Here is a 26652-nt window from a genome sequence, read left to right on the forward strand (position 1 = left end):
TTGAAACAACAATTCTTCGCTTAGTTTGTTTCTCAATTATATTTGAATAAATGAGAAAAAACATTCGGCCTATTAAGTTTAAGTCTATTAGCATCGGGGTACAAAAATGGTGTAGCACAAAAATAAAGAAAGTGCGCTTAATAGAGAAAAATATGTAATAAAAATTATTACGGTAGTTGAATTATTTGTTGACAATGTGTATTCAAACAAGGCGTATTCATGTATAATAGGAACAGAATCTTAAATTAAATTAATTCTAAACTAAGTATTATATATTTACGCTTCTATATGAAATGAAGCAGCATATATCAGTTGAATTGAAATCAATTAGAGAGGAGTGAGACAATGTTAGTAACATTATTTACTTCACCAAGTTGTACTTCATGTCGAAAAGCAAAAGCATGGTTAGAGGAACATGATATCCCATATACAGAGCGCAATATTTTTTCGGAGCCACTTACAATTAGTGAAATTAAAGAAATTTTACGAATGACAGAAGATGGTACAGATGAAATTATTTCAACGCGATCTAAAATTTTCCAAAAATTAAATGTAGATGTTGAAACATTGCCATTGCAAAGATTATACGAACTAATACAGGAGTATCCAGGTCTTCTGCGTCGACCGATTATTTTGGACGAAAAACGTTTGCAAGTCGGCTATAATGAAGATGAAATCCGTCGATTCCTGCCTCGTAAAGTACGTGCTTACCAGCTGCAGGAAGCACAACGCATGGTTAACTAAATAAAAGACACTCATGATGCTACGGTTGCCTAGGGTGCAATTGTGGCATCTTTTTTTTTATTTTCGAACATATTAATAGTGATTCTTTAATACTTGATTTAAAATGATGCGTGCAATACAATTTCAATTATTCAAATAATTTATGCTGAATAATGTTTTTTCTTTTCATTTTTATCCAAACCATCATACAATAGAATTATAGATACTTCCCATTTATTAAAAGTATCTTAGTTCCGATGCAATAGAGCGTAATATTGTAGCATTTTGGAATATAATTGACGTTCTATACAATGACTGTGAAGGGAGTTGAGGTCTAATGGACATCGAACGCATTAATGAAAATACGTTAAAACTATTTATTACGTATAGTGATATCGAAGACCGTGGTTATACGCGTGAAGAAATTTGGTACAATCGCGCTAAGGGAGAAGAGCTCTTTTGGGATATCATTGGCGAAGTAAATACAGATGATTATTTCGACTTGGATGGTCCGATTTGGATTCATATTAATGCTTCTGAAAGTGGGTTAGAAGTCGTTGTAACGCGTGCATCTGTAGGGAATGATTCCGAAACTTCATCGATGGTTGGTACTTTTGAAGACGACCTTCATATAGCAGATCAATTAAACGAAATGGAAGAATCGATTTTCAATGCAATTGGTAAGGCAGCCAAAGATGAAGAGCAAACGCTTGAAAATGCACGATTCCGATTTAAAGATATTGATGAGCTAGTGCCTCTTGCAAAACGCGCAGCCCCGTTGGGAATTAAGTCTGTGCTGTATAAATGGGAGGACTACTACTATTTATATGTAGAGTTAGAAAACCTGGAAATCCAAGAAGCGAAAAATGTCGTTGCATTATGCAGTGAATATTTATCCGCTTCCAAAGTAACGGGTCACCGTCTGGACGAATACGCGGAGACAATCATTCCAGAAGACTGCTTTGAAACAATTATCACATATTTTGAATAATCAAGCAGTAGTTGAAGCCACCTGAAATTCCGAGGTGGCTTTTTTGTTTTGAAAGGGGTGCTTGCTTCTTATATGAAACTTATTGAAAATATCACTTTCCCACTAGTTACTAATTGTAAGTTGAAAGCTTTTATTCATTTGCTTACGATAGATAAAAAGGAGTGAAAGGTATTGCTGGTCGCACTGACAGAAAAACAACAGTTACTTTATTTAACGACAAAGCTATCAGAGCAGGATCTGCAACAATTAAAGCAACAACGGCAGTTTTATTGTCCCCAATGCAAGGAGAAGCTTTTACTAAAAGCGGGACAGATTAAAATTCCTCACTTTGCACATTCTAAAAACAGTAATTGTGTCTCATTATTTTCAGAGCGGGAATCGGCCGCCCATTTATTAGGCAAGCAACAATTATTTCAGCTATTCACAAAACTAAAGCTGCAACCAATGCTTGAGCCATATTTGCCCTTTCTCGGTCAAAGACCTGATATTTTCATTTCTAAAAAGGACAGGCAATATGCCATCGAATTCCAATGCAGCCCAATTTCGCAGGAACTTTTTTTACAGCGAACAAAGGGGTATTTAAAGGCAAATATTACACCGATTTGGCTATTACACATACCTCAAAAATTTCAAGCATCAGGAATTATGAAAATTTCAATTAACTATTTCAATGCTCAATTTATTCAACGGTATAAAAATCAATATTTCCTCCTAACCTATGATGTAAAAAGTAAAAATTTTTACTATATGAGTAACTTAATTCATATTAATAAAATGCAGTACTTTGCATTCGTTAAAAAACTTCCACTACATCAACAGCAATTCCCATTCCTTATTCCCGAGAAACTCCCTAAGGAAGTATTCCGTCAGGTACTCACGAGTTTCAGAAAGTATCGAGATCAATATTTGCGACCTCGTTTATTGTTGAGCAAAAAGGGGGTCAATGACCGGTTTTTACGCGCTCTGTATGAACTGCATTTAACGACCGCTAATTTACCGGTTTTTTTGGGGATTCCTGTATTGAATACGACTGCTTTTGATAGTTTTTGTTTAGAGTGGCAAGTACAATTATTTTATTTTATGAAATGTCACAACCTTATCCCCAAAACGATGAATCGAAAGGCTATTCCATATTTTTTAAAATGGAGTGATATGGAACAAACGAGTGAAAGGAAAGTGGCAGTTGAGCAGTATTTAAAAATATTAAGAGCGCTGAATATTGAGCAAGTACATGAAAAAATTAACTTAAATAAACTTTTTGAAGTTCTATACGACCAATGGGTTGCAATTGGATAGTGAAATTGATTAAATAGACTTATAATTTCGAATTTCGGAATATTAGGAGGCAAATGAATGGCAAAGCAAATTTTAACACGTGAAGAAGTACCTGAGCATTTAACTTGGGATTTAACATCAATTTTTGAGTCGGATGATGCTTGGGAAGCAGAGCTGAAAGAAGTGGATCAATTATCCAAACAAGCTTCGGATTTTAAAGGGAAAGTAGCAGGCAGCGCGGAAAGTTTATACAATACATTGCAATTTAGTGATGCATTATATGAGCGTCTACACAAATTATATGTGTATTCTCATTTAAAGCATGACCAGGATACAACGAACGGCAAATATCAGGATTTGGACGGTCGAGTACGTTCTGTTATTACAAATGTAGGAGCTGCATGGTCATTTATTACTCCTGAAATTTTAGCGTTGGATGAAGCGACATTAAACAGCTATGTGGATAGCTATGAACCGCTTGCTTTATACAAACAAAGCCTTAAAGAAATTAACTTAGGTCGTCCGCACGTATTATCTGCGGAAAAAGAAGAGTTGCTAGCACAAATGTCGGAAGTCGCTTCTTCAGCGAGCAAAACATTCAGTGCACTAAATAATGCCGATCTGGAATTCCCGAAAATTATTGGTGAAGATGGGGAAGAAGTTCAAATTACACACGGTAATTACATCACAATGCTGGAAAGTGATAATCGTGAAGTACGTGAATCAGCATTTAAAGCAGTATACAAAACGTATGGCCAATATAAAAACACATTTGCGACAACTTTGGCAGGGAATGTGAAAGCACATAATGCCAATGCAAAAATCCGTAATTACGATTCAGCGCGTCATGCTGCGTTGAGCAATAACTTTATTCCTGAAAAAGTATACGATCAACTTATTTCAACAATTCATGACTATTTACCAGCACTACATCGCTACGTGGAGCTGCGCAAAAAGGTTTTAGGTGTAGATGAATTGCATATGTATGACCTATTTACACCTCTTGTAAAAGAAGTAAAAATGGAAGTAACATACGAAGAAGCAATGAAAACGATGGTTGAAAGCTTTGCGCCTTTAGGTAAGGAATATCAAGAAATTGTACAAAAAGGTTTGGATAGCCGTTGGGTTGACGTGTTGGAAAACAAAGGGAAACGCAGTGGTGCCTATTCATCAGGTACATTCGGTACAAACCCATATGTTTTAATGAACTGGCAAAACAATGTGAACAATCTATACACTTTGGCACATGAATTTGGTCACTCGATGCATAGCTATTATTCACGTGAAAATCAGCCATACCAATATTCAGATTACTCGATTTTCGTTGCGGAAGTTGCTTCAACATGCAATGAAGAGCTTCTATTTGATCATTTAATGAACACGCTAGATGATGAAAAGAAAAAAATATATTTGTTGAATCAATGGTTAGATGGATTCCGCGGCACAGTATTCCGCCAGACTATGTTTGCTGAATTTGAGCATATGATTCATGAGTTGGATGCTAAAGGCGAATCAATTACGGCTGAGAAGTTAACATCAATCTACTATGATTTGAACAAACAATATTTTGGGGACTCGATGACAGTAGATGAAGAAATCGGTCTTGAATGGGCACGCATCCCACACTTCTATTACAACTATTACGTATACCAATATGCAACAGGACAATCTGCTGCGACAGCATTATCTAAGCAAATATTGGAAGAGGGCGAGTCTGCAGTTGAGCGTTATATTAACAACTTCCTAAAAGCTGGTTGCTCAGACTTCCCAATTGAAGTATTAAAAGCAGCAGGTGTAGATATGGAATCACCAGAACCAATCGCGCTTGCATGTAAAGTATTCGAAGAGAAGTTAGAAGAACTTGAAAAATTATTATTAAATAATTAATTGTTTGTGAAAACGCATCTGTTTCAGGTGCGTTTTTTGCTTTTAAAAATAGAAATTTTGTATTTAAAGCTATGTATTTCCTAAAAAAATTTTTGCAGCAAATAGGTAACAAATGTATATATATCAATGATTTGAGAGCTTTTTAGTTTTCAGCATAATATATGGGATGTTTCAGATTTGAAAACGCTTACTATATGGCGAAATTGTGAAATTATAAAAGAATTATTGCAAGGAATATTATTTCATGATAGAGTAATATTTGTGAAATAAATCACATAACAAACATACACCCCTTTGTTTGAACGTGAACATTTCTCCCATCCCCTTTGTGAAAAAGAGGCGTCTTATTTCTCGAGAATAAGGCGCCTCTTTTATTTTTTTACTCCATGACTATCTATATTATTGTTTTCCGGATTATCTCCATTTATTTATACTTATTGTTTCAAACTTCAATAAATATTATAGGACAAAAAAACCAGCTCGCTTAAATGCGTCGCTGGCTAAAATAAATATATAAGGGCAATTAAATTATATTGTAATTATAAATTGTGCTATTTTGCACGCCATAGTGTTATTTCATCAGTCATAATACGTTCTACTTTTTGTTGAAGCATCCGTTTTTTTAGTTCACGTTCAGCAAGCTGTTCATTGATTGAATAAATTTCTGCTACTTCCGCAGTCGTCAAAATGCTGAAATGATCGAATAAATCATCTAATGTAGGAACGGGTTGGCGATTTAATTCTTCACCGAGTAATTCTGCTAAAATATGTTCATATACTTCATAATTGTATGAACCACTTACTTTTAATCCTTCATCTTCAATGCATTCGTTGAAAAATACAATGCTTGGAATTTCCTCTACTTCCATTTCACGCGTTAAGTATAAATCACATTGAAATGCACGGGCAGCTTCTTTGGAACCAAAGTCAGATACGAATTCATCCATATCCAAGTTAACTTGCTGCGCAATTTCTATTAATGTTGCATGAGAATTAATATTTCGGGTATTAAGAACCGCTACTTCCTGAACTTTGTTTAAATAGCGGAAACCAGCTCGCTTTCCTTGCAGTTCGGCGGCTTTAATTGCGATTGAAGGTAGTGCAGGATGTGTAATATCCAATTCCGCTCCGGAAACACAGCCTTTCATACGGCTAGTAATGCTGTTTAAAGCAGAAAGTTCCGTACTGAGGACATATCGACATGTAAAGTAATGACCATATTCTACCTGAAGCTTACGTAATGTCATTTGCATAAGTAATGCTTTTTCACAAAGAGGGTCAATGAAAATATAAAGCTCAATTGGTTTATTACATGTGGATGGTGCTACAGGTTGCTGTAAAAGTTGGACATTATTCACTCAAATCCCTCCTCATCATTTGGGGCATTAACCATATGGTGAGCAGTCATTACGAGACGCTTATAGTAAACTTCGCGGAATTTACCGTCTAAGCCAACCTCGTCCATCGCTTCTGCCATACATTCTAGCCATGCCTGGGCACGATCGGGTGTAATTTTAAAATGCATATGTCGGGCACGCATCATTGGATGACCGTGTTCTTCAGTGAAGAGATTAGGACCCCCTAGATACTGCGTTTGGAATTGTATTTGTTTACGAATTGTTTCACTTAAATCATCTGGGAAAATAGGAATTAATAATGGATGCTTCGCCACTCGAGAGTAGAACGCGTTAATTAATTCAGAAAGCTTTTCAGCGCCGAGTTCCTCATAAGGAATCGTAAAATTTCGATTCATTAGTTATACTCCTTTGTGTCTTTCTTTGCCCATAAATGAAATACGAATGATGTTTCCGTTATATAAATTTCATTTAGGCGTTACATTCATTCTAGCAACGGAATGATGTTTTAACAAATAAAGTGCCCTGCAAATAATTTGTAGGGCTCTTTACATCCATATAAACTATGCTAGAAACGCATATATATAGTAGGTTTATTTGTTTATTAAAAAATTTTATCGTAGGAACATTTACATGTTAAAAATCTATATACTCACATCAATTTAAAAATGAAATCGTTTTTCTATAAGCTATACGTTTACATAGTTCATTACTTTTTTTACATAATTCTGAGTTTCCTGGAAAGGTGGAATTCCTCCATATTTCTTTACATTTCCTGGACCGGCATTATATGCGGCAAGTGCTGTTTCTATATTGTTATCAAATTGGTCCAGCATTTGACGTAAGTATTTAGCCCCTCCCATAATATTCTGTTCTGGATCAAAGCGGTCTTTCACCCCTAAATAGCTTGCTGTTGCAGGCATTAGTTGCATTAAACCCGATGCCCCGGCAGAACTAATGGCAGACGCATTGAAATTCGACTCCTGCTTCATTACTGCGGTAATTAATTTTTCCGGAATATTGAATTTTTTTGCGGCAGCCGTAATTTCAGCCTGATACTTTTCTGCCCCATTAAAGAAATTATTTACATCGATTTTACGAATATAATCTGTCATATATGATTCAAGATTGATTGGTGGTACGTTCGTTGCTTGAAGGTGTTGAGTACCTGCTGAATCCGTTGAGTTTGTTGAATTTTCTAACAAAAATGAAGCGATATAATTATTGGTAGGTGAATTTTGCAGCTCTGTATTTGTGAATTGCTGTAAAGTACCTACATCGCCAAGTCCATTAAGGGATTGCCCATTTAAAATATCACTCATTAAATCAGAAAATAAAGTTGAATTCGATGAGGATAACGTACTCGAGCCTGGTTGGTGTGATGTATTTATGTTTTGTATTGCCTGTAGTTCCAACAATGACTTCATTGATGAAATATCCATGACAGCACCTAGCCTTTCTGATTATTCAATGCCATCATAAATCGCACAATTTTCTTTTGTGCGGGCTGTGGCTCAATTGAATGGTTTACTAAAAATGTTGAAAAAATCTTTTTTCCAATCTTTTCATCATTTGTCTCATATTCTACCTCATAATCGTCGCAGTGCAAATAAAAAGAATGATCGAACACAAGTAAGCCACCCTCGTATGGTATCTCTACTCGGTCTGTTGTCAATGTTCCGTAGCAGTGTAACGTGTTCATAGGAATGTCAAAAAGTGCTAAACGCTCATTTACAGCAGGCAATAAAATGCTCTTGCCAGCCAGCATTTGGTCGGCTTGTTCCCTTGTTATAAAATCGGTTGTTTCTAAATGTTGATGTTCTGATGTTTTTTCTTTTAATGTACACTCGATTGTTTCTCCAATCTCTCGAATTCGCAGCGCACATTGGAGTTCCTTTAAATGGTTCCCGGATGTATCAAAGTAATGGTTAACTTGACGAATAATCTGCTCTGGCTGTATAGAAAAGGCCTGAAGAAGCCCTTCATATTGAGCTTTTGTTATAATATTTTTAAATTCTATTTCGATATGCTGTGTCATTTTTTAATCTTCCTTTGCTGTCTTGGTTTTTCTTTTAAATCACTAAAACGAAACTGCACCAATTGATAGTCCTATGGTAAAATATGAAGTGAAGGTCCGTAGAGGATGGCATAGATTTTTCAACATAAATTTCATGCCCGTTTAAAAAAAATGCAACATAACACGTTGAGGCGTTATTGAAAAAGGAGTTCAATTCATTGAGAAATGTATATATAGTTAATCAATTTCAAGCAGTACATAATGAAATCCATTTTATTTTAAATGAAAAGAAACAACTTAGCCAATTACAACCTGTAGGACAAGTGATTGTTGATTCGGATAATGAGGCGTTTCTTTATATCATAGAAGAAAATGATGCATATAGTTATATTGGTTTTCCACAAGCTATATGGTCGCAATTAGTACAAATGTTAAAGTCAGGGCAACAGCCATATTTAAAAGTAGAAGATGGTTTGATGCCTCTTAATCAGTTTACCGATGAATTAAAAGGATTGCTTTACAATATAGTAGGAAACAGTAACTATGGTAATCGCTTTGTAGAGGCCGTAGAAAAGGAATTTGCTGATTTTTTGTAAAGAGTGAATCTGCAGTTTAAAGGTGTTGAAATGAAAAAAAGCGTCATTTCGTGCGATTTAAGTGTGAAATGTGTTTTTCTTATGCACAAGAAGTATAATTGTTTGAAACAACGTGTTTTGGAATAGTGTGATATGAAAGTACTATTTCAAGTTGGGGGGCTTTGTAAATGGGGCAGTGGGAAGTATTTTTAAGTCCATACCGACAGGCAGTGGACGAACTGAAAATTAAATTAAAAGGAATGCGTTCGCAGTTCGGGATCATGAGTGCAAATTCACCAATTGAATTCGTAACAGGTCGCGTTAAACCACTTGCGAGTATATATGATAAATCGTTTGATAAAGGGATACCATTTGAACCGAATCCGCGCCTAGGCAATGAATTACAGGATATTGCAGGCGTACGTATTATGTGCCAATTTGTGGACGATATTGCTACAGTGACGGAATTGATTCGCCAGCGTAATGATATGAAGGTTATTGAAGAAAAGGATTATATTACACATAGTAAACCGAGTGGCTACCGCTCCCATCATATAATTGTAGAATATCCTGTAGAAACGATTCAGGGCCGCATTGTTGTCGTTGCCGAAATTCAAATCCGTACATTGGCCATGAACTTTTGGGCATCTATCGAGCATTCATTAAACTATAAGTATAAGGGAATTTTCCCAGAAGAAATAAAAAATCGATTGCAAAGTGCGGCTGAGGCGGCATTTCGTCTGGATGAGGAAATGTCCTCAATTAAAAGTGAAATCCATGAGGCCCAAGCATATTTTAGTGAAGTAAAAGAAGCAACTAATACAGCTATTCATAAGTCAACTGACAAAGAGGAGCGTGAAAGCTAATGAAGTTTGCAATTCAATCACGCAGAGATGACCAATCAAATGAATTGATGGAGCTCGCAAAATCTTATTTAATCGATTTCGGGTTGAAATTTGATGAGGAAGAGCCTGAAATTGTTCTTTCCATTGGCGGCGATGGGACATTATTGCATGCATTTCATCGCTATTTGCATCGTTTGGACAAAACAGCATTTGTTGGTATCCATACTGGGCATTTAGGTTTTTATGCTGATTGGAAACCTTCCGAGCTGGAAAAGTTAGTATTGTCTATTGCTAAAAGAGAATTTAACGTAGTTGAATATCCGCTGTTGGAAGTGCAGGTACATCGCCATCACTCGGACTCCAGCACTTATTTGGCACTGAATGAAGCTACGATAAAATCTCCGGACGTTACTCTTGTAATGGATGTTGAGCTAAATGGGGAGCATTTCGAACGGTTCCGTGGTGATGGATTGTGTATTTCGACACCATCCGGCAGTACAGCATACAATAAAGCTTTAGGTGGAGCAATTATCCATCCAACATTACAAGCGTTTCAAATTACAGAAATGGCTTCGATCAACAATCGTGTCTTTCGTACTGTAGGTTCATCCTTAGTGTTGCCTGCACATCATAATTGTGTATTAAAGCCAGTCCATGAGCAGCAATTTAATATGACGGTAGACCACATAAGCATGACGGAAACAGATGTAAAGTCGATTACCTTCAATGTTGCAAATGAAAAAGTGCGATTTGCGCGCTTCCGACCATTTCCATTTTGGGAACGTGTACATGATTCATTTGTGTCGAATGAATAGAATGAGGTTATATGGATAAAAGATTTCAATTACAATTTGTTAATTCAATAGAAAACACGCTGTTGCGTGATGCGATTGCTCAATGGGGAATTTCGAAGCGTGCTTTGACTGCCATCAAGTTTGATGGTGGTGAACTTTTGGTCAATGGGGAAGAAAAAAATGTACGGCATAAGCTTAAAATTGGGGATGTTGTAACAATTATTTTTCCGCAAGAGGAAGTTAGCGAAGGTCTGGCCGCACAAGTAGGTGCTTTAGCCATTGTGTATGAAGATGAGGCATTACTCATATTGGACAAGCCCTCTTTTATGAATTCAATCCCTTCAAGAGAGCAGCTAAACGGCAGCATCGCAAATTATGTATATGGTTATTTCGTTCAACAGCAACTCGCTTCTACGGTGCATATTGTTACACGACTCGACCGTGATACATCAGGACTGATGGTAATTGCGAAACATCGTCACATACACCATATCATGAGTGGTCAGCAAAAAAATGGATGCATTCATCGTGAATATGAAGCAATTGTAGAAGGGTATGTAGAACAAGATCAACAGTCTATAATTTTACCAATCGGACGAAAAGATACCAGTATTATTGAACGTGAAGTCCGTGCTGATGGTCAATTTGCACATACAGATGTATCGGTAATAGCGCGTAAAAATAATATGTCTCATATTCGCCTTAAGCTCCATACTGGGAGAACGCATCAAATACGAGTTCATATGGCTCATATAGGGCATCCGTTAGTAGGGGACGAATTATACGGTGGAAGTAGGAAATTAATAAACCGTCAAGCACTCCATTGTCGAAGTATACAGTTCGAACATCCATTAACGAAAGAAAATATGCATTTTTGCAGCAAGCTCCCAACTGAAATATCGAGTCTTATTATTTAATAGAAGATGCCAATTCCTGAATTGGTGTCTTTTATTTTTTGATGAAAAAGGGAATATACTGGAGAGGGACTATCTGAAAGTTGTTTATATATATGCATAGAAGGATTTCACACAATGGATATTTTTAATCTAACCGCATAGTAAAGACAATATTTTCCCTCCTTGACGAACTGGAAAAATTAATAATAAAATAGTTCGTTGCTATATTAATATTGATTATGGCAATATGAAAGTTAATTTTGATGTTGCGAAAATTGGAAATTGTAAGCATATAATAGAATTACTACAGTAATTGAAAGGAGGGGACAAGCATGATAGAGGAAAAAAAGAATGAAGTCCAGTATGATGAGGAATTTTTGCGAATGCTACTCGATGAGGAAAATATTGAGGCATTCCGTGAACATTTTTTAGTTCTCCATCCATTTGATCAAGCAAAGTTTTACGAAGAGGTAGGTCCAGATATAAGGCAGGTTATTTATCGTTACTTGTCTCCTCAGGAAATGGCCATTATTTTTGAGTCGACAGAAATTGAAGATGATGAATATGAAAATTATTTAAATGAAATGGATCCATCCTATGGTGCTGCGATGCTAGGATTTATGTATACCGATAATGCGGTGGATATATTAAATGAATTAGACACTGAGCAACGAGAAAATTACTTAGATATGATGGATGACGAAACTGTTGATGAGATCAATGAGCTTTTAGGCTATGAGGAATACACAGCAGGGGCAATCATGACAACTGAGTATGTTTCGGTTCTGGAGAGTTCAACTGTTCGTGAAGCGATGCGGGTATTACGCCAAGAAGCGCAGACTGCCGAAACCATTTATTATATTTTTGTTGTCGACAGCGCTCATCGACTACTTGGTGTCATGACGTTACGAGAATTGATTGTCGCAGAAGGAGATTTATATATTCGTGATATTATGAGTGATCGTGTCCTTTCGGTGAAGGTGACCGACGACCAGGAAAATGTCGCAAACTTAATGAAAGACTATGACTTTTTGGCAATTCCGGTTATTAATGAAAATCGAGAACTCCAGGGCATCATTACATTCGATGATATTATCGATGTTATTGAAGAAGAAGCAGAAGATGACTACTCAAAACTTGCGGGTATTTCGGACATGGATGACAATGATGCAGGACCGATTCGAGCAGCAGGAAAACGTTTGCCTTGGTTGATTATTTTATTATTTTTAGGGATGCTTACGTCAGGATTAATGGGGATATTTGAAGCAACTCTCGATAAAGTCGCATTACTAGCAACGTTCATTCCACTCATTTCTGGCACATCAGGAAATAGTGGTACACAGGCACTAGCTGTAGCGATTCGTGGTATTGCTACAGGAGATATCGGAGGCAAAAGTAAGTTCAAGCTTGTCCTTCGTGAATTAAGTACAGGTATAATTATGGGATTGGTCAGTGGTGCTATTGTAGTGGGGATTATTTTCTTTTGGAAAGGTACCTTGATAGTAGGTTTACTTGTCGGGGCATCGATCTGTTGTTCCATTGTTGTCGCCACATTAGCGGGATCATTTATTCCGATTATCATGCATAAGCTTGGTGTCGACCCTGCCGTTGCATCAGGTCCTTTTATTACGACGTTAAACGACGTCACGAGTATTGTTATTTATTTAGGATTGGCTACGACCTTTATTGGTCTTATTCTATAAGTAACGATTTGAAACTTTATTGCATATTGTATGAAAAAGGATGTGGAATGTGGAAATTCATCCATTACTTTTTATTGCAAGTCCGAGTTATATTCAAGAAAAGAAAATTGAGGAGGAAAGTACGTCTATTTATGTACGTCCTATCCCTGAAAAAATTGAAAACTCCCTCATTGCCCGACAGCTTAATTATTTCTCCAAGCCAATGAAGGAGCCAAGAATGTTATTGTTTATTTTACAATCAGGTGAAAGAATACATGCTTCCATTGATAAAATAAATGGCAGTCAAGTATTATTGAATTGTTTTCAGACAAAGCGCTGGATCCATGCAAATGAAATTGTAATGATTCATCATACGGTTTAAAATGAGGAGCCAATTATTTGGCTCCTCATTTTTATATTTCAATTAGTCACAAATGCCAAGGTCCACATCATCGATACATTGAACAGCACAGAAGCAATCTAAATCAACTGTAATACAGCTGTCTGAAGCTTCGAATTGTGTAACTCTACATACTTCACGGAAATCAATCTTAGAACCACAATTACTTAATAAATCTACTGGATCCCCATTTGAATCTTCTGGTATTAGAACTCGTAATGTTGCACAGCAGCCATCAAAAATATCCTCTACACGGAAATAAATCGATACACATGGAGAAGACGATCCGTTACCTGAAAATGTAGCAAAGAACGGTGAGCCATCTTTATTTAATAATGTAAACACACGTGTATCAGCATTTGAACGTGCAGGGTTAACAATTCCTCCAAGTGGCTCTAAGAAGCAGTTTGTTGTACATTTATTACAATCATCCTGTACTGCAGCATTTTGAATTTCTAAAATTGCGCGAACAACTTCACAAACACACCCTTTTGAAGAGTGATTGCCTGAATCACTATTTCCTCTTCCACAACCCATAATTTTCACCTCCTAAAACTTAACTCTATCTAAAATATGACCTGTTTCCTGAAAGAATCGGGCGAATGATGGGGCTTTATAAAACTTCCTTGGGCCAATGAATAATTCAAAATACGACAGGTTATACTTGGAGAAAAATGGACATAAGGGGGACTGTCATGCGAAAAGCGCTCTTAGGAATAAGTTTAATTGTAATTCTTACTGGTTGTGGTGATCGTGAGAAGGTAGTGACTTATTCGAAAACAGACAATACGCAACATCAGCATGAAGTTGAAAAACTTTTTGAAAAGGATTCAGAAATTGAACAAGTAAATATTGTCGTAATTGAAAATGAATTATTTGTAGCAATGCAACTAAAGCCTTTAAAAAAGTGGAATCGTAAAAAAATTGAAGATCGTTGGCAGAAGAAGTTAGAAAAGCAATTTGCCAATACTACAGTAAATGTTTCGGCTGATTTTAAAATGTTTTGGGAGTCGACCAAACTTATGGAAGAAAAGGATCAAAAAAAAATGATGGAAGAATTACAGCATTTAAAAAAGCTTGCGAAGGAGGAAACGTAATTTGAAACAACAACAATACAATACTTTAAAGGATCAAATTACACCAAAAATACCTATACTCATAAACTGTTTAAAGGCTTTTGTTGTGGGCGGTTTAATTTGCTCTATAGGACAAGCAATATCATTTTTATACATGATCTTTTTTGATTTCACGGAAAAGACTGTGGGCAATCCGACTGTAGCAACGATGGTTTTTCTCGCAATGCTTTTAACCGGGTTTGGTCAATATCGGAAACTCGGACAGTTTGCGGGGGCCGGAAGCGCTGTACCTGTAACTGGGTTTGGAAACGCGGTAATTTCTGCAGCAATTGAACATAGATCCGAAGGGCTTGTTTTAGGCGTAGGTGGCAATATGTTTAAACTTGCAGGATCAGTTATTTTATTCGGAGTTGTATCCGCTTTTTTTGTGGCGCTAATTAAATTGATATTAGTATCGGTAGGTGTCGCATCATGGTGATCGTATTTCAATCAAAACCAGCAATTCTTTCTTCGGGCGTTGTTGTAGGTCCATTAGAAAAGCGGAGTGTTTTCCAAACATATTTTGATAAGATAAGTCAGGATGAACGGGTTCAAAAATCCACGAATGAGCAAGGTAATACAATGCTCATCTCAGATGCTTGTCAAATAATATTGAAGAAATCGAATTTAAATAATTTGGATATCGATTATTTATTAGGCGGCGATTTAGTCAATCAAATGACACCTACAAATTTTGCCGCACGTGAACTGGCGGTTTCATTTATAGGACTGTTTTCAGCATGCGCAACCTCTGTTTCATCGATGATAATTGCAGCTTTGTTAACAGAACTCGGCGCAAGTGATTTCGCTATTGCTGGAGCATCTAGTCAGCACAATTCTGTCGAACGACAATTCCGTTATCCTATTGACTATGGTTCTCAAAAACCAGCTACTTCACAATGGACTGTAACTGCTGCAGGATTTGTTTTAATCGGAAAACATGAGCAAAAGCTTCCATATATAGAAGCGGCGACTGTGGGGAAAGTGATTGATTATGGTGCAACAGATCCCTATCATATGGGCGGAGCAATGGCGCCAGCAGCATTTGATACAATTCAAGCGCATTTACAAAAGCGCTCACAAAAACTGGAAGATTATGATGTTATTATGACTGGTGATTTAGGGAAAATCGGATTAAAAATTTTAATTGCAATGTTCGCACAAAGCGGTGTGAAAAAAGAAGATTTATCAAGATTCCGTGATGCAGGTGCAGAGTTTTATGGGGAAGATGCATCGTTTTTAGCAGGGGCAAGTGGTCCAGGCTGTTCAGCTGCAGTTTATAGTGGCTACATGATGGAACAATTTAAAACAGGCCGCTATAAGCGCGTATTATTAGTAGCAACTGGTGCACTTTTATCGCCGCTTACTTTTCAGCAGGGTGACACAATCCCGTGCACAGCACATGCAATCGAAATTGGAATGGGGTGAGGACAATCGGCTTTTCATTTTTATTGGCATTCGTAGTAGGTGGTATCATTTGTGTAATAGGGCAGTTAATAATGAATATAGGAAAGTTGACACCCGGTCATACATTATCAATATTAGTCGTAGCAGGAGCGATTTTAGATGGACTTAACTTATATGAGCCTCTGATTAATTTGGCAGGAGCAGGTGCGACAGTACCCATTACCTCTTTTGGGAATTCGTTAACACATGGGGCGTTGGCTGAGGCTGAAAAACATGGTTGGATTGGTGTTTTAACAGGCATGTTTGAGGTGACGAGTTCTGGAATAAGTGCAGCCATTATATTTGGATTTATTGCAGCATTAATATTTAAACCAAAAGGCAAAGTAGACTAGACGAATACCCTCCTTTTTCTTGTGTGTATGCATACACTACAAAATAGAAAGGGGGGTTTAGTATGTCAGGATACGGATATGGTTGGCAACAACAACAACAAGGTTGGCAGCAAGGTTGCGATTATGGATATCCAAGTTATGGATCTCCAGGTTATGGCGGTAGCAATAGTGGCACGTTTGTACTAATTGTTGTACTATTCATTTTACTTATTATCGTTGGTAGCGTGATCATTTAAGGAGGTATTTTCAAATGGAACGTTCATTTTTTAAAAATATTGAGCGTAAAACAGGCGTTGACTTTGATGAAATTATGAATCTTGCAAATGCATTGACATATGCAGATTTTTCGGATGAAAAGCAAGTTCGTAAAATCGTCAAAAAAGTGAGTAAACTAGCAAATAAACCGGTATCTAGTGAGCTAGAAGAAAAAATCGTGGCATCAATCATTCAGGACGGTAAATCATTAGATTTTTCAAAAATCGAAAAAATGATGAAATAAAGTTCACTGCAGTTCAAGATATGAGATAATCTGGAAAGACACGTGAATACAGATTGTGCTTATTTTTAGCAACATCTATAACAATGATAGCCACCAAGCAAATCTACTTGGTGGCTATCGTTTCCTATAAATAGATATAACATATCATATGGAAAGAATAATACAATCTTTTAAATACTCTTTTCCATGGCACGATGCGGAATGCCGGCGTCCATGAACTCAGGAGAAATTACAGCGAACTCCAACTTTTCGTAGAAAGGTACGGCATAGCTTTGAGCATTAAGCTTAAGCTTTTTAAATGCTGCATTTTTTGCATATTCTTCCACTGCCTGCATAATTAATACACCGAGGCGCTTCCCTCGATAGCTATTCAAAACACATACTCGCTCCACCTTGCCAACTTTTGGCTCGATTTCACGTAGACGCGCTGTAGCAATCGTATTTTCACCTTCATTTACAAGAAAGTGGATGGCTGTTTCATCATATTCGTCTATTTCTAAGCTTAGTGGAACACCTTGCTCTTTGACGAAAACTTCTTTCCGTAAAGCATATGCGCGTTCACGGTCTTCGTCAGTTGTTACTAACTTTACTTCAAACACGTATTACTCAGCTCCAGTCAATTTGTATGTTTCATAAGTTGTCCATGAGCCATCTTCTAATTGGTACAGTAAATGGAAACGATCGATTACATCCTTTTCATCAACACCTACCATGCGCAGCTGACCATAAACATCATCATGTTCGGAAGCGCTCAACTTTTGTGCAATTGTAATATGTGGTACAAAGACATGCTTTGGCGCACCAAAATTGATTTTTTCTTGAATCAGCTTTTGAATGTTTTCCAATTGCGGTGTTGGATCAATTCGGAAAAAAATCGTATTCGTAATAGGGTAAAATGAACTGATTCGTGAAGCATGAATTTGTAAAGGGGCAAATTGTGATGCCACCTGCTGTAAATTGCTGGATATTTGATCCATTTGGGCTTCATCCGCATCAAATGCATCTTTCAAAGTAATGTGAGGTGTAATTAACGCATAATGTGGGTCATAACGTTTGCGATAAGTGTTCGCTAAATCTTGTATTTTCTTAGATGGAAAAGCAACAATACCATATTTCAAATTCATTACCCCCTAGAAAATTATTCAAATTTTATCAGCCTTTAGGTGCCCAATTTTCCCTTGGGAAATTTTTTCAGTAAATTAAAAAAACTGGACATTAATACCCCGTAGGCGCAATTGATATAAGTATAACAGAAAAAACTATGAATAAACATTTAAGAACCCATTATTATCCGAAAATTTCAATTAATGCGCGTTTTAAATCGGGCTTCCAATATGTCCATGTATGATTGCCATCGAATTCATCATAAAAGGTCTCAATCCCATGGTTTATCAACAATTGGTGAAGTTCACGGTTTGGTGTCAGAAAATCTTTGACGGTATTATCTTTTAAAGTCACTTTATCTTCTTGTAGTCCGATAATATGGTACACCGAAAGAAAATTGATGTTGTTTGCACTGCGAACAGCTTGTAATACATATTCATCTACATAAGGCGATTGCAAAGCAGCTTTACCGAAAATATTTGGATAATGGATAGCAGTCATTAATGAAATCGTTGCAGCCATGGAATCTCCGATTAAAGCGCGCCCGCCACCTATTTGTGCCGTTGAGTACTCTTCGTCTAAGTAAGGCACAAGCTCATGCGCCAAAAATCGCATATATGCTTCAAATTGGTCGCCTGTTGGAGTATATTTTCGCTTACGATCCACATAATTTTTGTATGGGACACCGACGATAATTGTATTTTCGATAATATAGCCATCTATTAGTTCGTCCGCTAAACGTGGTATGCCACCAAGCTGGAAGTAATCTTTACCATCGGAAGCGATTAAGATGTTATATTCGTACAGTGGAGAATAGTTTGCTGGAATATAAATTAACAGCTCCAACTCCTCGTTTAATGCCTTGCTAAAAAAAGCAACGTCTTTTACTGTGCCTTTTTCCAAAGTTGTCACCCCTGTCTATTGATGTATTCAAAATTGTATCATAAAGAAAAATAAAGGTGTAATATAGAGGGTAGACAAGTGAATGGGCGCTTAATATAAATAAAGGTGAGGATATATTTATGCATAATAAAAGAATTCGTGTACATTCAGATGAAGTGACGAAAGCTACACATGACGCTCTAGAACGCCGCCATGTAACTATTGAAGATATTGCTGAAATCGTTTATACGATGCAATCCCCATATAATGAAGGTTTAACGATTGAACATTGTATTCAGTCGGTTGAACGTGTGCTAACTAAACGTGAAGTACAGCATGCGGTCTTAGTCGGAATAGAACTTGATGAACTAGCCGAAAAAAGGTTATTATCTGCGCCGCTTCAAGCTATAATTGAATCAGATGAAGGGTTGTTTGGGGTGGATGAAACACTGGCATTAGGTTCTGTATTTACTTATGGAAGCATTGCGGTGACAACATTCGGTCATTTAGATAAGCAAAAGATCGGTATTATTGAGAAGCTTGATACAAAGGCTGGGGAATCAGTTAATACATTTTTGGATGATTTAGTTGGAAGTATTGCGGCTTGTGCAGCATCACGCCTGGCACACCGTATGCGCGATTTAGAAGAAGAAGGCGGGACATTTGCAGATATTCCCCCGGTTGAATTAGGACCTGCACCAAAGTTGAACACGGAGATATAGAAAGGGTTTAAACGATAACAATGGAATTAAAAGATATTAAAACGCTCATTACGAGTGGAACAATCATTTTAGCAGTAGGGTTATATTTAGTATTCAGCGAACCGAAGCAAGAGACAGAGCAGACAGATTCACCGGCAATTACAGAGCAAAATAGTGCATATAACATTACACCTGAAATGGTAATGGACAAAACAGGGAAACAACTGGTTGATGTGAAGTTTTTAAATGCTAATGACGGAGATACATTCAATGTTGAAATTGATGGTAAAACAGAGCGAGTGCGCTTACTTATGATCGATACACCTGAAATGAACTATAATAAAGGCGAACCGATGCCATATGCTGAAGAAGCGAAGGCACGTACTACCGCGTTATTGGAAAAGGCGGATTCAGTTCAGCTATTGTTCGACAAAGGTCCAGAAACGGATAATTATGACCGGCTGTTAGCATACGCATTTGTTGATAATATCAGCTTGCATGAAGTTTTATTAAGTGAAGGCCTTGCTGCAGTGCGTTATGTAAATAAACCGAACGATACATTGGAAAAAGAGCTGCTGGAAATTCAACAACAGGCTGAACAGAAAAAACTCAATATTTGGGCCCACGACAATTACTTACAGCATGACGGATTTCATCCAGAAGAAGTGAGTAAGTAAATAGATTTCTCTTAAAAAAATTGACTATATGCAAATCGAGAAGGTTCGATTTGCATAAGTTTTTTTTTATTTACAGTGGAAACAATTTTTGAAAAATATATTTGTTCTCTCGAAATATTTTGAAGATTTGGAAGTGATATGGTACACTCATTGTTATGTGAATAAGGATTGCAGAATAAAGGTGCTCAATTTGAGCTTAAAAGGGAATTCGGTGAAAAACCGAAGCTGTTTCCGCAACTGTAAATGTAGACGACCACAGAGTATACCACTGTCGAATGAAGAAAAATGCTTCTAGTAGATGGGAAGGTTCTGAATGGGATACATGAGCCAGGAGACCTACCTTTATTTTATCGTATTAACTCTCTTCGGAAGCTAGGAGAACTTACGGCAAATAGACGGGCAGGTATATTTTATACCCTTTTTTTCTGTTGTTTACCGGTGTTTCTCTAAATGGAGAAGCACCGTTTTTTTGTTGTAGAGAGTTAAGAGCAAAAACATTCACTATAACAAAATAGGAGGTTTTTGTAAGTGAAAATTTATAAAAAGTGGTTAAGTATTGCGATTATATTCATATTGTCATTTTCGCTATTATCACCCGCTGCAATCGTGAAAGGGCAAGGATTTGAAGCAGAAGAATCAAATGCCACTTCTAGTACATACAACCATGATGAACAGAGTCTTCACCCTAATGATGAGACGTCAAAGAATGCACCTTCATTACCGACAACGAGTGACAGTGCGCAAATCAATTCCTCAAACTTATCTGAAGTTCTCCCTTCAGGCTATGTGACGGTATCAGTAGAAAAATTTACACTTGGACAAGGATATGCAATTGACCCCATCCAAGTTCCTTTTTATGAAGGGGAAATGGCAGGACAAGTAGTTGCCAGAGTACTTGGAAGTGGTAACTATAATAATGGTATGGATGAAGAAAATATCTCATACCTTGCGAATATTAAAGATGCAGAAAGCACTGTTAATATTCCGACATATATTCAGAAGGAAATTTTGAAAAGCGGTTCTACAATAGGAGCGAGAACTAACAGCGACTGGCTTGGACAGTTTGACTATACCGATATGTCAGGCTGGATGTATACTGCCAATCATAAATTGCCGGATGTAGGTATGAGTGAATATGAAGTTACAGACGGAAGTGTAATTCGGTTACAGTTTACAGTATACGGTTACGGTGGTGACCTTGGTTTTAGTTTTGAATTACCCTATATCGAAGTCGCTAACAAAGACAGGCTTACAGCAAAGGTTGCCGAAATTAATAGTAATCCGGATAAAGGAGTAATTTTAGCTAATCAAAGTGTAAAATCTGCCTACGACGCTGCTTATGAACAGTTAAAAGATATGGAAAGCAGTCAAACAAATATTGATGACGCTTTAAAACAATTAGAAGCTGCTCTTGAGGGGCAAGTAGATGTAATAATAACTGATAAAACTGTATTACAAACAGCAGTTAATACTGCTGAAGTAAATAAAGATTCAGTAAAAATAAGCTCTAATGGCAAAGATGTGGAACCTATAGAGTATTGGGTTACTCAAGCCGAGTTTGACGCTTATACAAATATCATTGTTTCTGCACAACAGCTTATTGCAGATCAAGCAGTAATTCAAGATACTATCGATGCTAAAGTTTTGGCACTAAATCAAGCAACAGATTCATTTAATGCAGTAAAAAAAGAAGGATTAAAAAATGCTGTACCTACAGTAAATGAAGTGAAATTCACTATTGCACCAAAGACCGTTACATTCAAGCTTTTTGATGCTAACAATCAGGAAGTAAATATCGGAACTGGTGTTGTAGGTACGTATAAAGTATATACAGCAAATTTACAAGCCGGTGATTACCGTTATGAAGGTTTTGACAGCAGCGAGAAAAGTGTTGGTGGTGGTAAACTAACTGTTACAACTGAACCAAAGCAGGAATATCAGTTCCGTCAGCTTAATTTTAAGGCAACCAACACAAACTGGAAAGTCGGAAATGACTATACCATTAAAGTAGGCCTGGATAGCTACGACGACACGTCATTAAAGTTTGGTGATGAACTGTCAAGTGGTCACATACCTGTATTAGGTCTCACAGGAAAAACATACTTTTACTCTTTTGAACCTATTTCAACACACAAGGAATACACAGCTCTAAAAAATAGTATTACAGTAACAATTGCAGGATCGGCACAATCAATTAGCGGGTCCATTCCTTTTTCAGGGAATGTAACATTCACAGTACCTCTGGAAGCGGAATTGTTTTTAGGACGAAAAATTAAACATTTCATTTCATTTGAAGAAATTAAGCCTGAAGGTGAAGCGACTGTAAATAGTAATGGAACAAAAACATTTTCGTACAAGCTTGCTAACAATGGGCAATATAACTACCGTGTTAGCCAAGAAGGAAAACTTACAAATACAGGTATATTTACAGCCAACGCACAAAATGCTGCCTTGGAAGTCACACAAAAGCAGCTGGATATTTTATCACCGAGAGCAGTCTTAAATAAAGGTACACATTTCGAGGGGAATATTTATCTAAATATCAACGAACAAAACCATTTAAAATTAAGTCAAGGCGATAACTTTAAATTGCTTCCTCTTCGTAGTTGGCAAGCTCTAATAGATGGCATTACGAACTACTTCTTCGAGCCTGATTTTAACTATGAAATCATTACAGGTAATGACGTAGTTGAAATTGAGCCTGGAAAACCAGGGAGCTATGCCATAGTAAAAGCAATAAAAAATGGGACAGCTATTGTAAAAGTTACGTACGATGCTCTGAAGGTTAATGGTTCAACAGATATTAAAGCGGCAGATGATGCGTATAGCGCCATTTGGCCAGAAAATGTCGGTGTATTCGTAGTAACTGTTGGTCAAGGTAAAACAGGTATTTCAACAGGAATTGAAAGTAATAAAGAACGTAATCAAAAGGCAAATGAAAAAAAGGTAAATAACCTTCAAAACGGCATTTATGATGCAGATATTGATAGTGTTTACTATGTTAAAGGTGAGCCGGGAGCGTTTTTCAAATTTACGCCAACTGCCAATAGTACAGTAAGTATTTTACGCCCTGAAATTAATCATGCAGCAGGTACTGTTTCTTATGGCAATGCTGAATTTTCAACAGAAAATATAACGTTAAACGAAGATGGTTCTTATACGGTATTACTAACTGAAGGACGTAATATAGTTAAAGTTGAGAAGGACGGTAAGGCTGAATATCATGTAATGACTGCGCGTCCGCTTGACATAACAATTGAGAATGTTACAAATCCTAATGGGGAAATTGCAGCAGGAGATAAAGTGAAAGTTACATTTAAAGGTATTTCTTTCCCGGCCAACAAATTATCAGGAATATATAATTTCCGTGGTCAATTAAAATACCTAGGTGGAAATAATCATACATCCATTGTTGGTCAAGCAGTTCAATATAATATGACAACAATTGGAAACAGTATAACTTTTACAATTCCAGAAGACTATGAGGGCGAATACAGTTTGCATGATGGTCATATCCAATTAAGCTTTTTCGGAAGTCCTATCGGTGACCATCGAAATATTAACCCAACTGTAGGGGCAAATCCTAACTTTGCTGCTTCCGAAATAGAGGCATACTACGGCATTTTCCCGAAAATTACAATTATCGATGGTCCTGTTGATAAAACCAAACTACAGACATCGATTATTGAGGCTGGAGTAAATAAAGATTCCGTAAAAATAAGCAATGATGGAAAAGATATAGATCCAACAGAATATTGGGTAACGCAAGCGGAAGTAGATACTTATACAAATATCATTGTCTCAGCACAACAACTACTTGCAGATGAGAATAAAACACAAGTTGCAATCGATGCAAAAGTATTAGCATTAAACCAATCCACGGAAACATTTAATCAAGCGAAAAAATTAGGTGCAAAATCTAAAGTAATTATACCAACTCAACAGGCTTACAATACTGTTGGAAAATACATGATAGATAAATTACCGAATCCTAAATTCGGCAGTGAATGGTGGATTATTACTTTAGCTCGTGGTGGATATGAAGTTCCTGAATCCTATTACAACACTTATTACAATAATGTAGTGGACTATGTCATTTCAAAAAATGGCGACTTAGATCAAAGGAAATACACAGAGTATTCACGTCTAATCATTGCTCTTACCGCTATTGGAAAAGATCCTTCAAATGTCGGCGGCTATAATTTAATTGAAAAACTGTCAGATTACGATAAAGTCGTTTGGCAAGGTGTAAATGGTGCCTATTTTGCATTAATTGCGCTGGATACTTGGGGATTCGACTTACCAAATTCAGCAACTACTACACGTGAGAAACTGATTGATTTTATTTTAGATAAACAACTAGCAGACAAAGGCTGGGCTCTATCAGGAACTAAGGCAGATCCTGATATGACAGGGATGGCTATCCAATCGTTAGCGCCATATTACAACAGTAACCCACAAGTAAAAGAATCTGTTGATCATGCATTAGCTACATTATCTGCTATTCAAGAGGAAAATGGCGGCTATAAATCATGGAATACAGAAAATGCTGAAAGTGCAGCGCAAGTTATCACAGCACTAGCTAGCTTAGGAATAGATGCAAATCAAGACCCTCGTTTTAATAAGGTCATCTCGAATATTATGACCTACTACAGTAAAGAAGATGGTGGCTTTAAACATGTTCTGACTGAAACGAAAGCGAATGGTATGGCAACTGAACAGGTAGGATATACATTAGCTGCCTATCATCGCTTGTTAAACGGGCAAACAGCACTTTATGATATGACCGATACTAAGCAAAATAATCCATCAAATCCAGGAAACGGTGGAAACAATCCATCAAATCCGGGAGATGATGAAAATAATCCTTCTAAACCTGGTGACAGTGAAAATGGAAGTAAACCTGGCGCTGGAGGAGGAAATAACAGTCCAGGTGGTAATCTCGCATACGGCAAAACAACATTCCTAATTAAAATTTCCTCATCGGAAATTCCATTAAGAGCAACAACTGTTGATTTATTCCCAGGGGAAACAGTAGTTGACGTGTTAAAGCGTGTAACAGCAGAGAACGGTATTTCGTTAAGTTACCGTGAAACGCAATATGGTACTTATATTGAAGGTATAGCAGGTCTTTATGAGTTTGATCGTGGTCCATTAAGTGGATGGATGTATCGTGTAAATGGAAGCTTCCCATCATACTCTGCGGGAATTTATACGTTATCTCCCGGTGATACTGTTGAATGGCTGTACACACTGGATCTAGGAAAAGATATTGGCGGCTATGTGGATGGAATCGAAAATGGTTCAGCACCTGGTGCCACTCCTGGTGGAGGAGCAGAGTGTAAGGACGAAACAAAGGATTGTAAAGAAAAAAATAAATGTACAGATGAAGATAAACAATGTACAGAAGAACCAAGCAAGGATGAAGACAGTGAGGAAGAAAGCAAAGAGAATACAAAAGCTGAAATAACAGTTGAAGATGGCAGTGACAAAGCATTTATTACAGCTGAGAATATTCAGAAATACCTTGAAAATGATATGCAAACACTTGTCATTAAAATTAATGGCAAAAATTTAGAACTCCCAACGTCTTCATTAAAAAGCATTATTCTTGCAGAAGATGAAAAATTAGTTGCCTCTATTGTTTCAAGTACTGAGAGCAAAGAATTTACGGTGAATTTTGGAGTTGAGACTTCACAAGGACAAATAAAGCCTATTTCTCTGGGCAAAGAATATGTGAAAGTAACGCTACCAGCTGATGAGGTGAAACCAAATACTGTTGTTCTACAGCTTATTGATGGCGAGTATAAGCCTGTTCCACATAAAGTGATTAACGGCGAAATTGTATTATTTACAAAAATAAGCGGTACATTTGTCATTATTGAAAAGCAAGTTACTTTTAAAGATATAGAAAAGCTTGCAAATAAAGATGAAATAGAGTTTTTAGCCAGCCGTCTTATAATTCAAGGTAAAACTCCGGAGACGTTTGAACCAAACAAGCCAATAACACGTGCACAATTTGCCGCATTAGTTAGCCGGGCGCTGGGATTACAAACATCAGGAGAAAATCCGTTTAATGATACATCGGGCAAATGGTATGAGAAAGATATCCAAGCACTGTTTGAGGCCGGCATTACGAAAGGTACAACTGCTTCCACATTTAATCCGGAAGCGCCAATTACACGTCAGCAGGCAGCCGCATTTACAGGACGTATCCTTGAATATCTAAATGTAATGGCTAAGGAAAATGGTGACATTCATTTCAAAGATGCTAATAGAATCAGCGCTGAATATTTACGTTATATTGAGCTATTAAGCAGCCTCGATATTATGACAGGTAAAGAAGACGGAACATTTGATCCAAGAGAAAGTTTAACGAGATCGCAAACAGCAAAAATCCTGAAACGTGCGTTAACTATAGCAGACATGATGTAA

27 protein-coding genes and 1 riboswitch are annotated in these 26652 nt (G+C 37.0%); of the genes, 19 read left to right on the forward strand and 8 right to left on the reverse strand.

From position 1 onward, the window contains the following. Positions 1–345: 345 nt before the first annotated feature. The 4 genes from spxA (at position 346) to pepF (ending at position 4876) form a co-directional block, all read left to right on the forward strand. A complete protein-coding gene (gene spxA / locus SNE38_RS02225; protein WP_008403575.1) occupies positions 346–744 on the forward strand; it encodes a transcriptional regulator SpxA in 399 nt (132 codons plus the stop codon). A 316-nt stretch (positions 745–1060) separates the two neighbouring features. After that, positions 1061–1714, forward strand: coding sequence for an adaptor protein MecA (gene mecA / locus SNE38_RS02230; protein WP_191702168.1), 654 nt, complete (start codon positions 1061–1063; stop codon positions 1712–1714). A 171-nt stretch (positions 1715–1885) separates the two neighbouring features. Further along, on the forward strand, positions 1886–3010 hold the full coding sequence (locus SNE38_RS02235) for a competence protein CoiA (RefSeq protein WP_336045803.1): 1125 nt from the start codon (positions 1886–1888) through the stop codon (positions 3008–3010). 57 nt (positions 3011–3067) lie between these two features. Next, positions 3068–4876, forward strand: a complete 1809-nt coding sequence (pepF, locus tag SNE38_RS02240) for an oligoendopeptidase F (RefSeq protein ID WP_336045804.1) — start codon at positions 3068–3070, stop codon at positions 4874–4876. Positions 4877–5427: 551 nt separating this feature from the next. Here pepF and SNE38_RS02245 read toward each other — a convergent pair. The 4 genes from SNE38_RS02245 to SNE38_RS02260 form a co-directional block, all read right to left on the reverse strand. Further along, a complete protein-coding gene (locus SNE38_RS02245; protein ID WP_191702171.1) occupies positions 5428–6234 on the reverse strand; it encodes a DsbA family protein in 807 nt (268 codons plus the stop codon). Beyond that, entirely contained in the window at positions 6231–6629 is a 399-nt protein-coding gene (locus SNE38_RS02250) for a globin domain-containing protein (RefSeq protein ID WP_191702172.1), read from the reverse strand. Before SNE38_RS02250 ends, SNE38_RS02245 begins: the two co-directional genes overlap by 4 nt. A gap of 291 nt (positions 6630–6920) precedes the next feature. Further along, complete coding sequence (locus SNE38_RS02255; protein ID WP_336045805.1) at positions 6921–7673, reverse strand: lytic transglycosylase domain-containing protein; 753 nt, start codon at positions 7671–7673, stop codon at positions 6921–6923. An 8-nt stretch (positions 7674–7681) separates the two neighbouring features. Beyond that, positions 7682–8269, reverse strand: a complete 588-nt coding sequence (locus SNE38_RS02260) for a CYTH domain-containing protein (protein ID WP_191702174.1) — start codon at positions 8267–8269, stop codon at positions 7682–7684. A 197-nt stretch (positions 8270–8466) separates the two neighbouring features. Between SNE38_RS02260 and SNE38_RS02265 the strand changes: the two genes are divergently transcribed. The 6 genes from SNE38_RS02265 (at position 8467) to SNE38_RS02290 (ending at position 13422) form a co-directional block, all read left to right on the forward strand. Further along, positions 8467–8844 (forward strand): UPF0738 family protein, encoded by a 378-nt coding sequence (locus tag SNE38_RS02265; RefSeq protein ID WP_191702175.1) that lies wholly within the window; start codon positions 8467–8469, stop codon positions 8842–8844. Positions 8845–9011: 167 nt separating this feature from the next. After that, the gene (locus SNE38_RS02270; protein ID WP_336045806.1) at positions 9012–9689 is read left to right on the forward strand and encodes a GTP pyrophosphokinase; all 678 of its coding nucleotides are present in this window, start codon (positions 9012–9014) and stop codon (positions 9687–9689) included. Then, entirely contained in the window at positions 9689–10483 is a 795-nt protein-coding gene (locus SNE38_RS02275; protein ID WP_191702177.1) for an NAD kinase, read from the forward strand. The genes SNE38_RS02270 and SNE38_RS02275 overlap by 1 nt, the downstream gene beginning before the upstream one ends. A gap of 11 nt (positions 10484–10494) precedes the next feature. Further along, entirely contained in the window at positions 10495–11379 is an 885-nt protein-coding gene (locus SNE38_RS02280; RefSeq protein ID WP_191702178.1) for an RluA family pseudouridine synthase, read from the forward strand. A 311-nt stretch (positions 11380–11690) separates the two neighbouring features. After that, positions 11691–13061, forward strand: a complete 1371-nt coding sequence (gene mgtE / locus SNE38_RS02285; RefSeq protein WP_191702179.1) for a magnesium transporter — start codon at positions 11691–11693, stop codon at positions 13059–13061. Between the two features lie 40 nt (positions 13062–13101). Next, the gene (locus SNE38_RS02290) at positions 13102–13422 is read left to right on the forward strand and encodes a 4-diphosphocytidyl-2C-methyl-D-erythritol kinase (protein WP_225223608.1); all 321 of its coding nucleotides are present in this window, start codon (positions 13102–13104) and stop codon (positions 13420–13422) included. A 42-nt stretch (positions 13423–13464) separates the two neighbouring features. Here the strand turns inward: SNE38_RS02290 and SNE38_RS02295 are convergent, their stop codons facing one another. Then, a complete protein-coding gene (locus tag SNE38_RS02295) occupies positions 13465–13977 on the reverse strand; it encodes a CotY/CotZ family spore coat protein (RefSeq protein WP_191702181.1) in 513 nt (170 codons plus the stop codon). Positions 13978–14135: 158 nt separating this feature from the next. Between SNE38_RS02295 and SNE38_RS02300 the strand changes: the two genes are divergently transcribed. The 6 genes from SNE38_RS02300 (at position 14136) to SNE38_RS02325 (ending at position 16853) form a co-directional block, all read left to right on the forward strand. Next, positions 14136–14537 carry a YhcN/YlaJ family sporulation lipoprotein gene (locus SNE38_RS02300; protein ID WP_191702182.1) on the forward strand — a complete coding sequence of 134 codons (402 nt, stop codon included), beginning with the start codon at positions 14136–14138 and terminating at the stop codon, positions 14535–14537. A gap of 1 nt (position 14538) precedes the next feature. Next, positions 14539–14994: a stage V sporulation protein AC gene (gene spoVAC, locus SNE38_RS02305; protein ID WP_191702183.1), complete on the forward strand. Its 456-nt coding sequence runs from the start codon at positions 14539–14541 to the stop codon at positions 14992–14994. Continuing rightward, positions 14988–15983 carry a stage V sporulation protein AD gene (locus tag SNE38_RS02310; RefSeq protein ID WP_191702184.1) on the forward strand — a complete coding sequence of 332 codons (996 nt, stop codon included), beginning with the start codon at positions 14988–14990 and terminating at the stop codon, positions 15981–15983. The genes spoVAC and SNE38_RS02310 overlap by 7 nt, the downstream gene beginning before the upstream one ends. After that, a complete protein-coding gene (gene spoVAE, locus SNE38_RS02315; RefSeq protein WP_404828997.1) occupies positions 15980–16354 on the forward strand; it encodes a stage V sporulation protein AE in 375 nt (124 codons plus the stop codon). Before SNE38_RS02310 ends, spoVAE begins: the two co-directional genes overlap by 4 nt. 62 nt (positions 16355–16416) lie before the next feature. Next, positions 16417–16590, forward strand: coding sequence for a YjcZ family sporulation protein (locus SNE38_RS02320; protein WP_191702185.1), 174 nt, complete (start codon positions 16417–16419; stop codon positions 16588–16590). A 14-nt stretch (positions 16591–16604) separates the two neighbouring features. Continuing rightward, positions 16605–16853, forward strand: coding sequence for a stage VI sporulation protein F (locus SNE38_RS02325; protein ID WP_191698606.1), 249 nt, complete (start codon positions 16605–16607; stop codon positions 16851–16853). A gap of 170 nt (positions 16854–17023) precedes the next feature. On the opposite strand, the gene SNE38_RS02330 is transcribed toward SNE38_RS02325, so the two are convergent. From SNE38_RS02330 to SNE38_RS02340, 3 genes are all read right to left on the reverse strand, one after another. Beyond that, complete coding sequence (locus tag SNE38_RS02330; RefSeq protein WP_191702186.1) at positions 17024–17452, reverse strand: GNAT family N-acetyltransferase; 429 nt, start codon at positions 17450–17452, stop codon at positions 17024–17026. A 3-nt stretch (positions 17453–17455) separates the two neighbouring features. After that, positions 17456–17971 carry a YjcG family protein gene (locus SNE38_RS02335; RefSeq protein WP_191702187.1) on the reverse strand — a complete coding sequence of 172 codons (516 nt, stop codon included), beginning with the start codon at positions 17969–17971 and terminating at the stop codon, positions 17456–17458. Positions 17972–18140: 169 nt separating this feature from the next. Continuing rightward, positions 18141–18860: an alpha/beta hydrolase gene (locus tag SNE38_RS02340; protein WP_191702188.1), complete on the reverse strand. Its 720-nt coding sequence runs from the start codon at positions 18858–18860 to the stop codon at positions 18141–18143. 119 nt (positions 18861–18979) lie between these two features. On the opposite strand from SNE38_RS02340, the gene SNE38_RS02345 reads away from it, so the two are divergent. The 3 genes from SNE38_RS02345 (at position 18980) to SNE38_RS02355 (ending at position 26652) form a co-directional block, all read left to right on the forward strand. Further along, positions 18980–19561, forward strand: coding sequence for a phosphatidylglycerophosphatase A family protein (locus tag SNE38_RS02345; protein WP_191702189.1), 582 nt, complete (start codon positions 18980–18982; stop codon positions 19559–19561). 20 nt (positions 19562–19581) lie between these two features. Further along, the gene (locus SNE38_RS02350; protein ID WP_191702190.1) at positions 19582–20217 is read left to right on the forward strand and encodes a thermonuclease family protein; all 636 of its coding nucleotides are present in this window, start codon (positions 19582–19584) and stop codon (positions 20215–20217) included. 162 nt (positions 20218–20379) lie between these two features. Then, positions 20380–20575, forward strand: a riboswitch (cobalamin riboswitch). Positions 20576–20745: 170 nt separating this feature from the next. Beyond that, entirely contained in the window at positions 20746–26652 is a 5907-nt protein-coding gene (locus SNE38_RS02355) for an S-layer homology domain-containing protein (RefSeq protein WP_191702191.1), read from the forward strand.

It is taken from the genome of Solibacillus ferritrahens (assembly GCF_037027585.1).
Taxonomy (GTDB): domain Bacteria; phylum Bacillota; class Bacilli; order Bacillales_A; family Planococcaceae; genus Solibacillus; species Solibacillus ferritrahens.

Bases quoted from the DNA above. Each gene is read 5' to 3' on its own strand.
- SNE38_RS02250 (WP_191702172.1), bottom strand. From the start codon at position 6,629: ATGAATCGAAATTTTACGATTCCTTATGAGGAACTCGGCGCTGAAAAG.
- pepF (WP_336045804.1), top strand. From the start codon at position 3,068: ATGGCAAAGCAAATTTTAACACGTGAAGAAGTACCTGAGCATTTAACT.
- SNE38_RS02300 (WP_191702182.1), top strand. From the start codon at position 14,136: ATGCGAAAAGCGCTCTTAGGAATAAGTTTAATTGTAATTCTTACTGGT.
- SNE38_RS02325 (WP_191698606.1), top strand. From the start codon at position 16,605: ATGGAACGTTCATTTTTTAAAAATATTGAGCGTAAAACAGGCGTTGAC.
- SNE38_RS02275 (WP_191702177.1), top strand. From the start codon at position 9,689: ATGAAGTTTGCAATTCAATCACGCAGAGATGACCAATCAAATGAATTG.
- SNE38_RS02310 (WP_191702184.1), top strand. From the start codon at position 14,988: ATGGTGATCGTATTTCAATCAAAACCAGCAATTCTTTCTTCGGGCGTT.
- SNE38_RS02350 (WP_191702190.1), top strand. From the start codon at position 19,582: ATGGAATTAAAAGATATTAAAACGCTCATTACGAGTGGAACAATCATT.
- SNE38_RS02290 (WP_225223608.1), top strand. From the start codon at position 13,102: ATGTGGAATGTGGAAATTCATCCATTACTTTTTATTGCAAGTCCGAGT.
- mecA (WP_191702168.1), top strand. From the start codon at position 1,061: ATGGACATCGAACGCATTAATGAAAATACGTTAAAACTATTTATTACG.
- SNE38_RS02270 (WP_336045806.1), top strand. From the start codon at position 9,012: ATGGGGCAGTGGGAAGTATTTTTAAGTCCATACCGACAGGCAGTGGAC.
- SNE38_RS02345 (WP_191702189.1), top strand. From the start codon at position 18,980: ATGCATAATAAAAGAATTCGTGTACATTCAGATGAAGTGACGAAAGCT.
- SNE38_RS02260 (WP_191702174.1), bottom strand. From the start codon at position 8,269: ATGACACAGCATATCGAAATAGAATTTAAAAATATTATAACAAAAGCT.
- mgtE (WP_191702179.1), top strand. From the start codon at position 11,691: ATGATAGAGGAAAAAAAGAATGAAGTCCAGTATGATGAGGAATTTTTG.
- SNE38_RS02320 (WP_191702185.1), top strand. From the start codon at position 16,417: ATGTCAGGATACGGATATGGTTGGCAACAACAACAACAAGGTTGGCAG.
- SNE38_RS02255 (WP_336045805.1), bottom strand. From the start codon at position 7,673: ATGGATATTTCATCAATGAAGTCATTGTTGGAACTACAGGCAATACAA.
- SNE38_RS02295 (WP_191702181.1), bottom strand. From the start codon at position 13,977: ATGGGTTGTGGAAGAGGAAATAGTGATTCAGGCAATCACTCTTCAAAA.
- SNE38_RS02280 (WP_191702178.1), top strand. From the start codon at position 10,495: ATGGATAAAAGATTTCAATTACAATTTGTTAATTCAATAGAAAACACG.
- spxA (WP_008403575.1), top strand. From the start codon at position 346: ATGTTAGTAACATTATTTACTTCACCAAGTTGTACTTCATGTCGAAAA.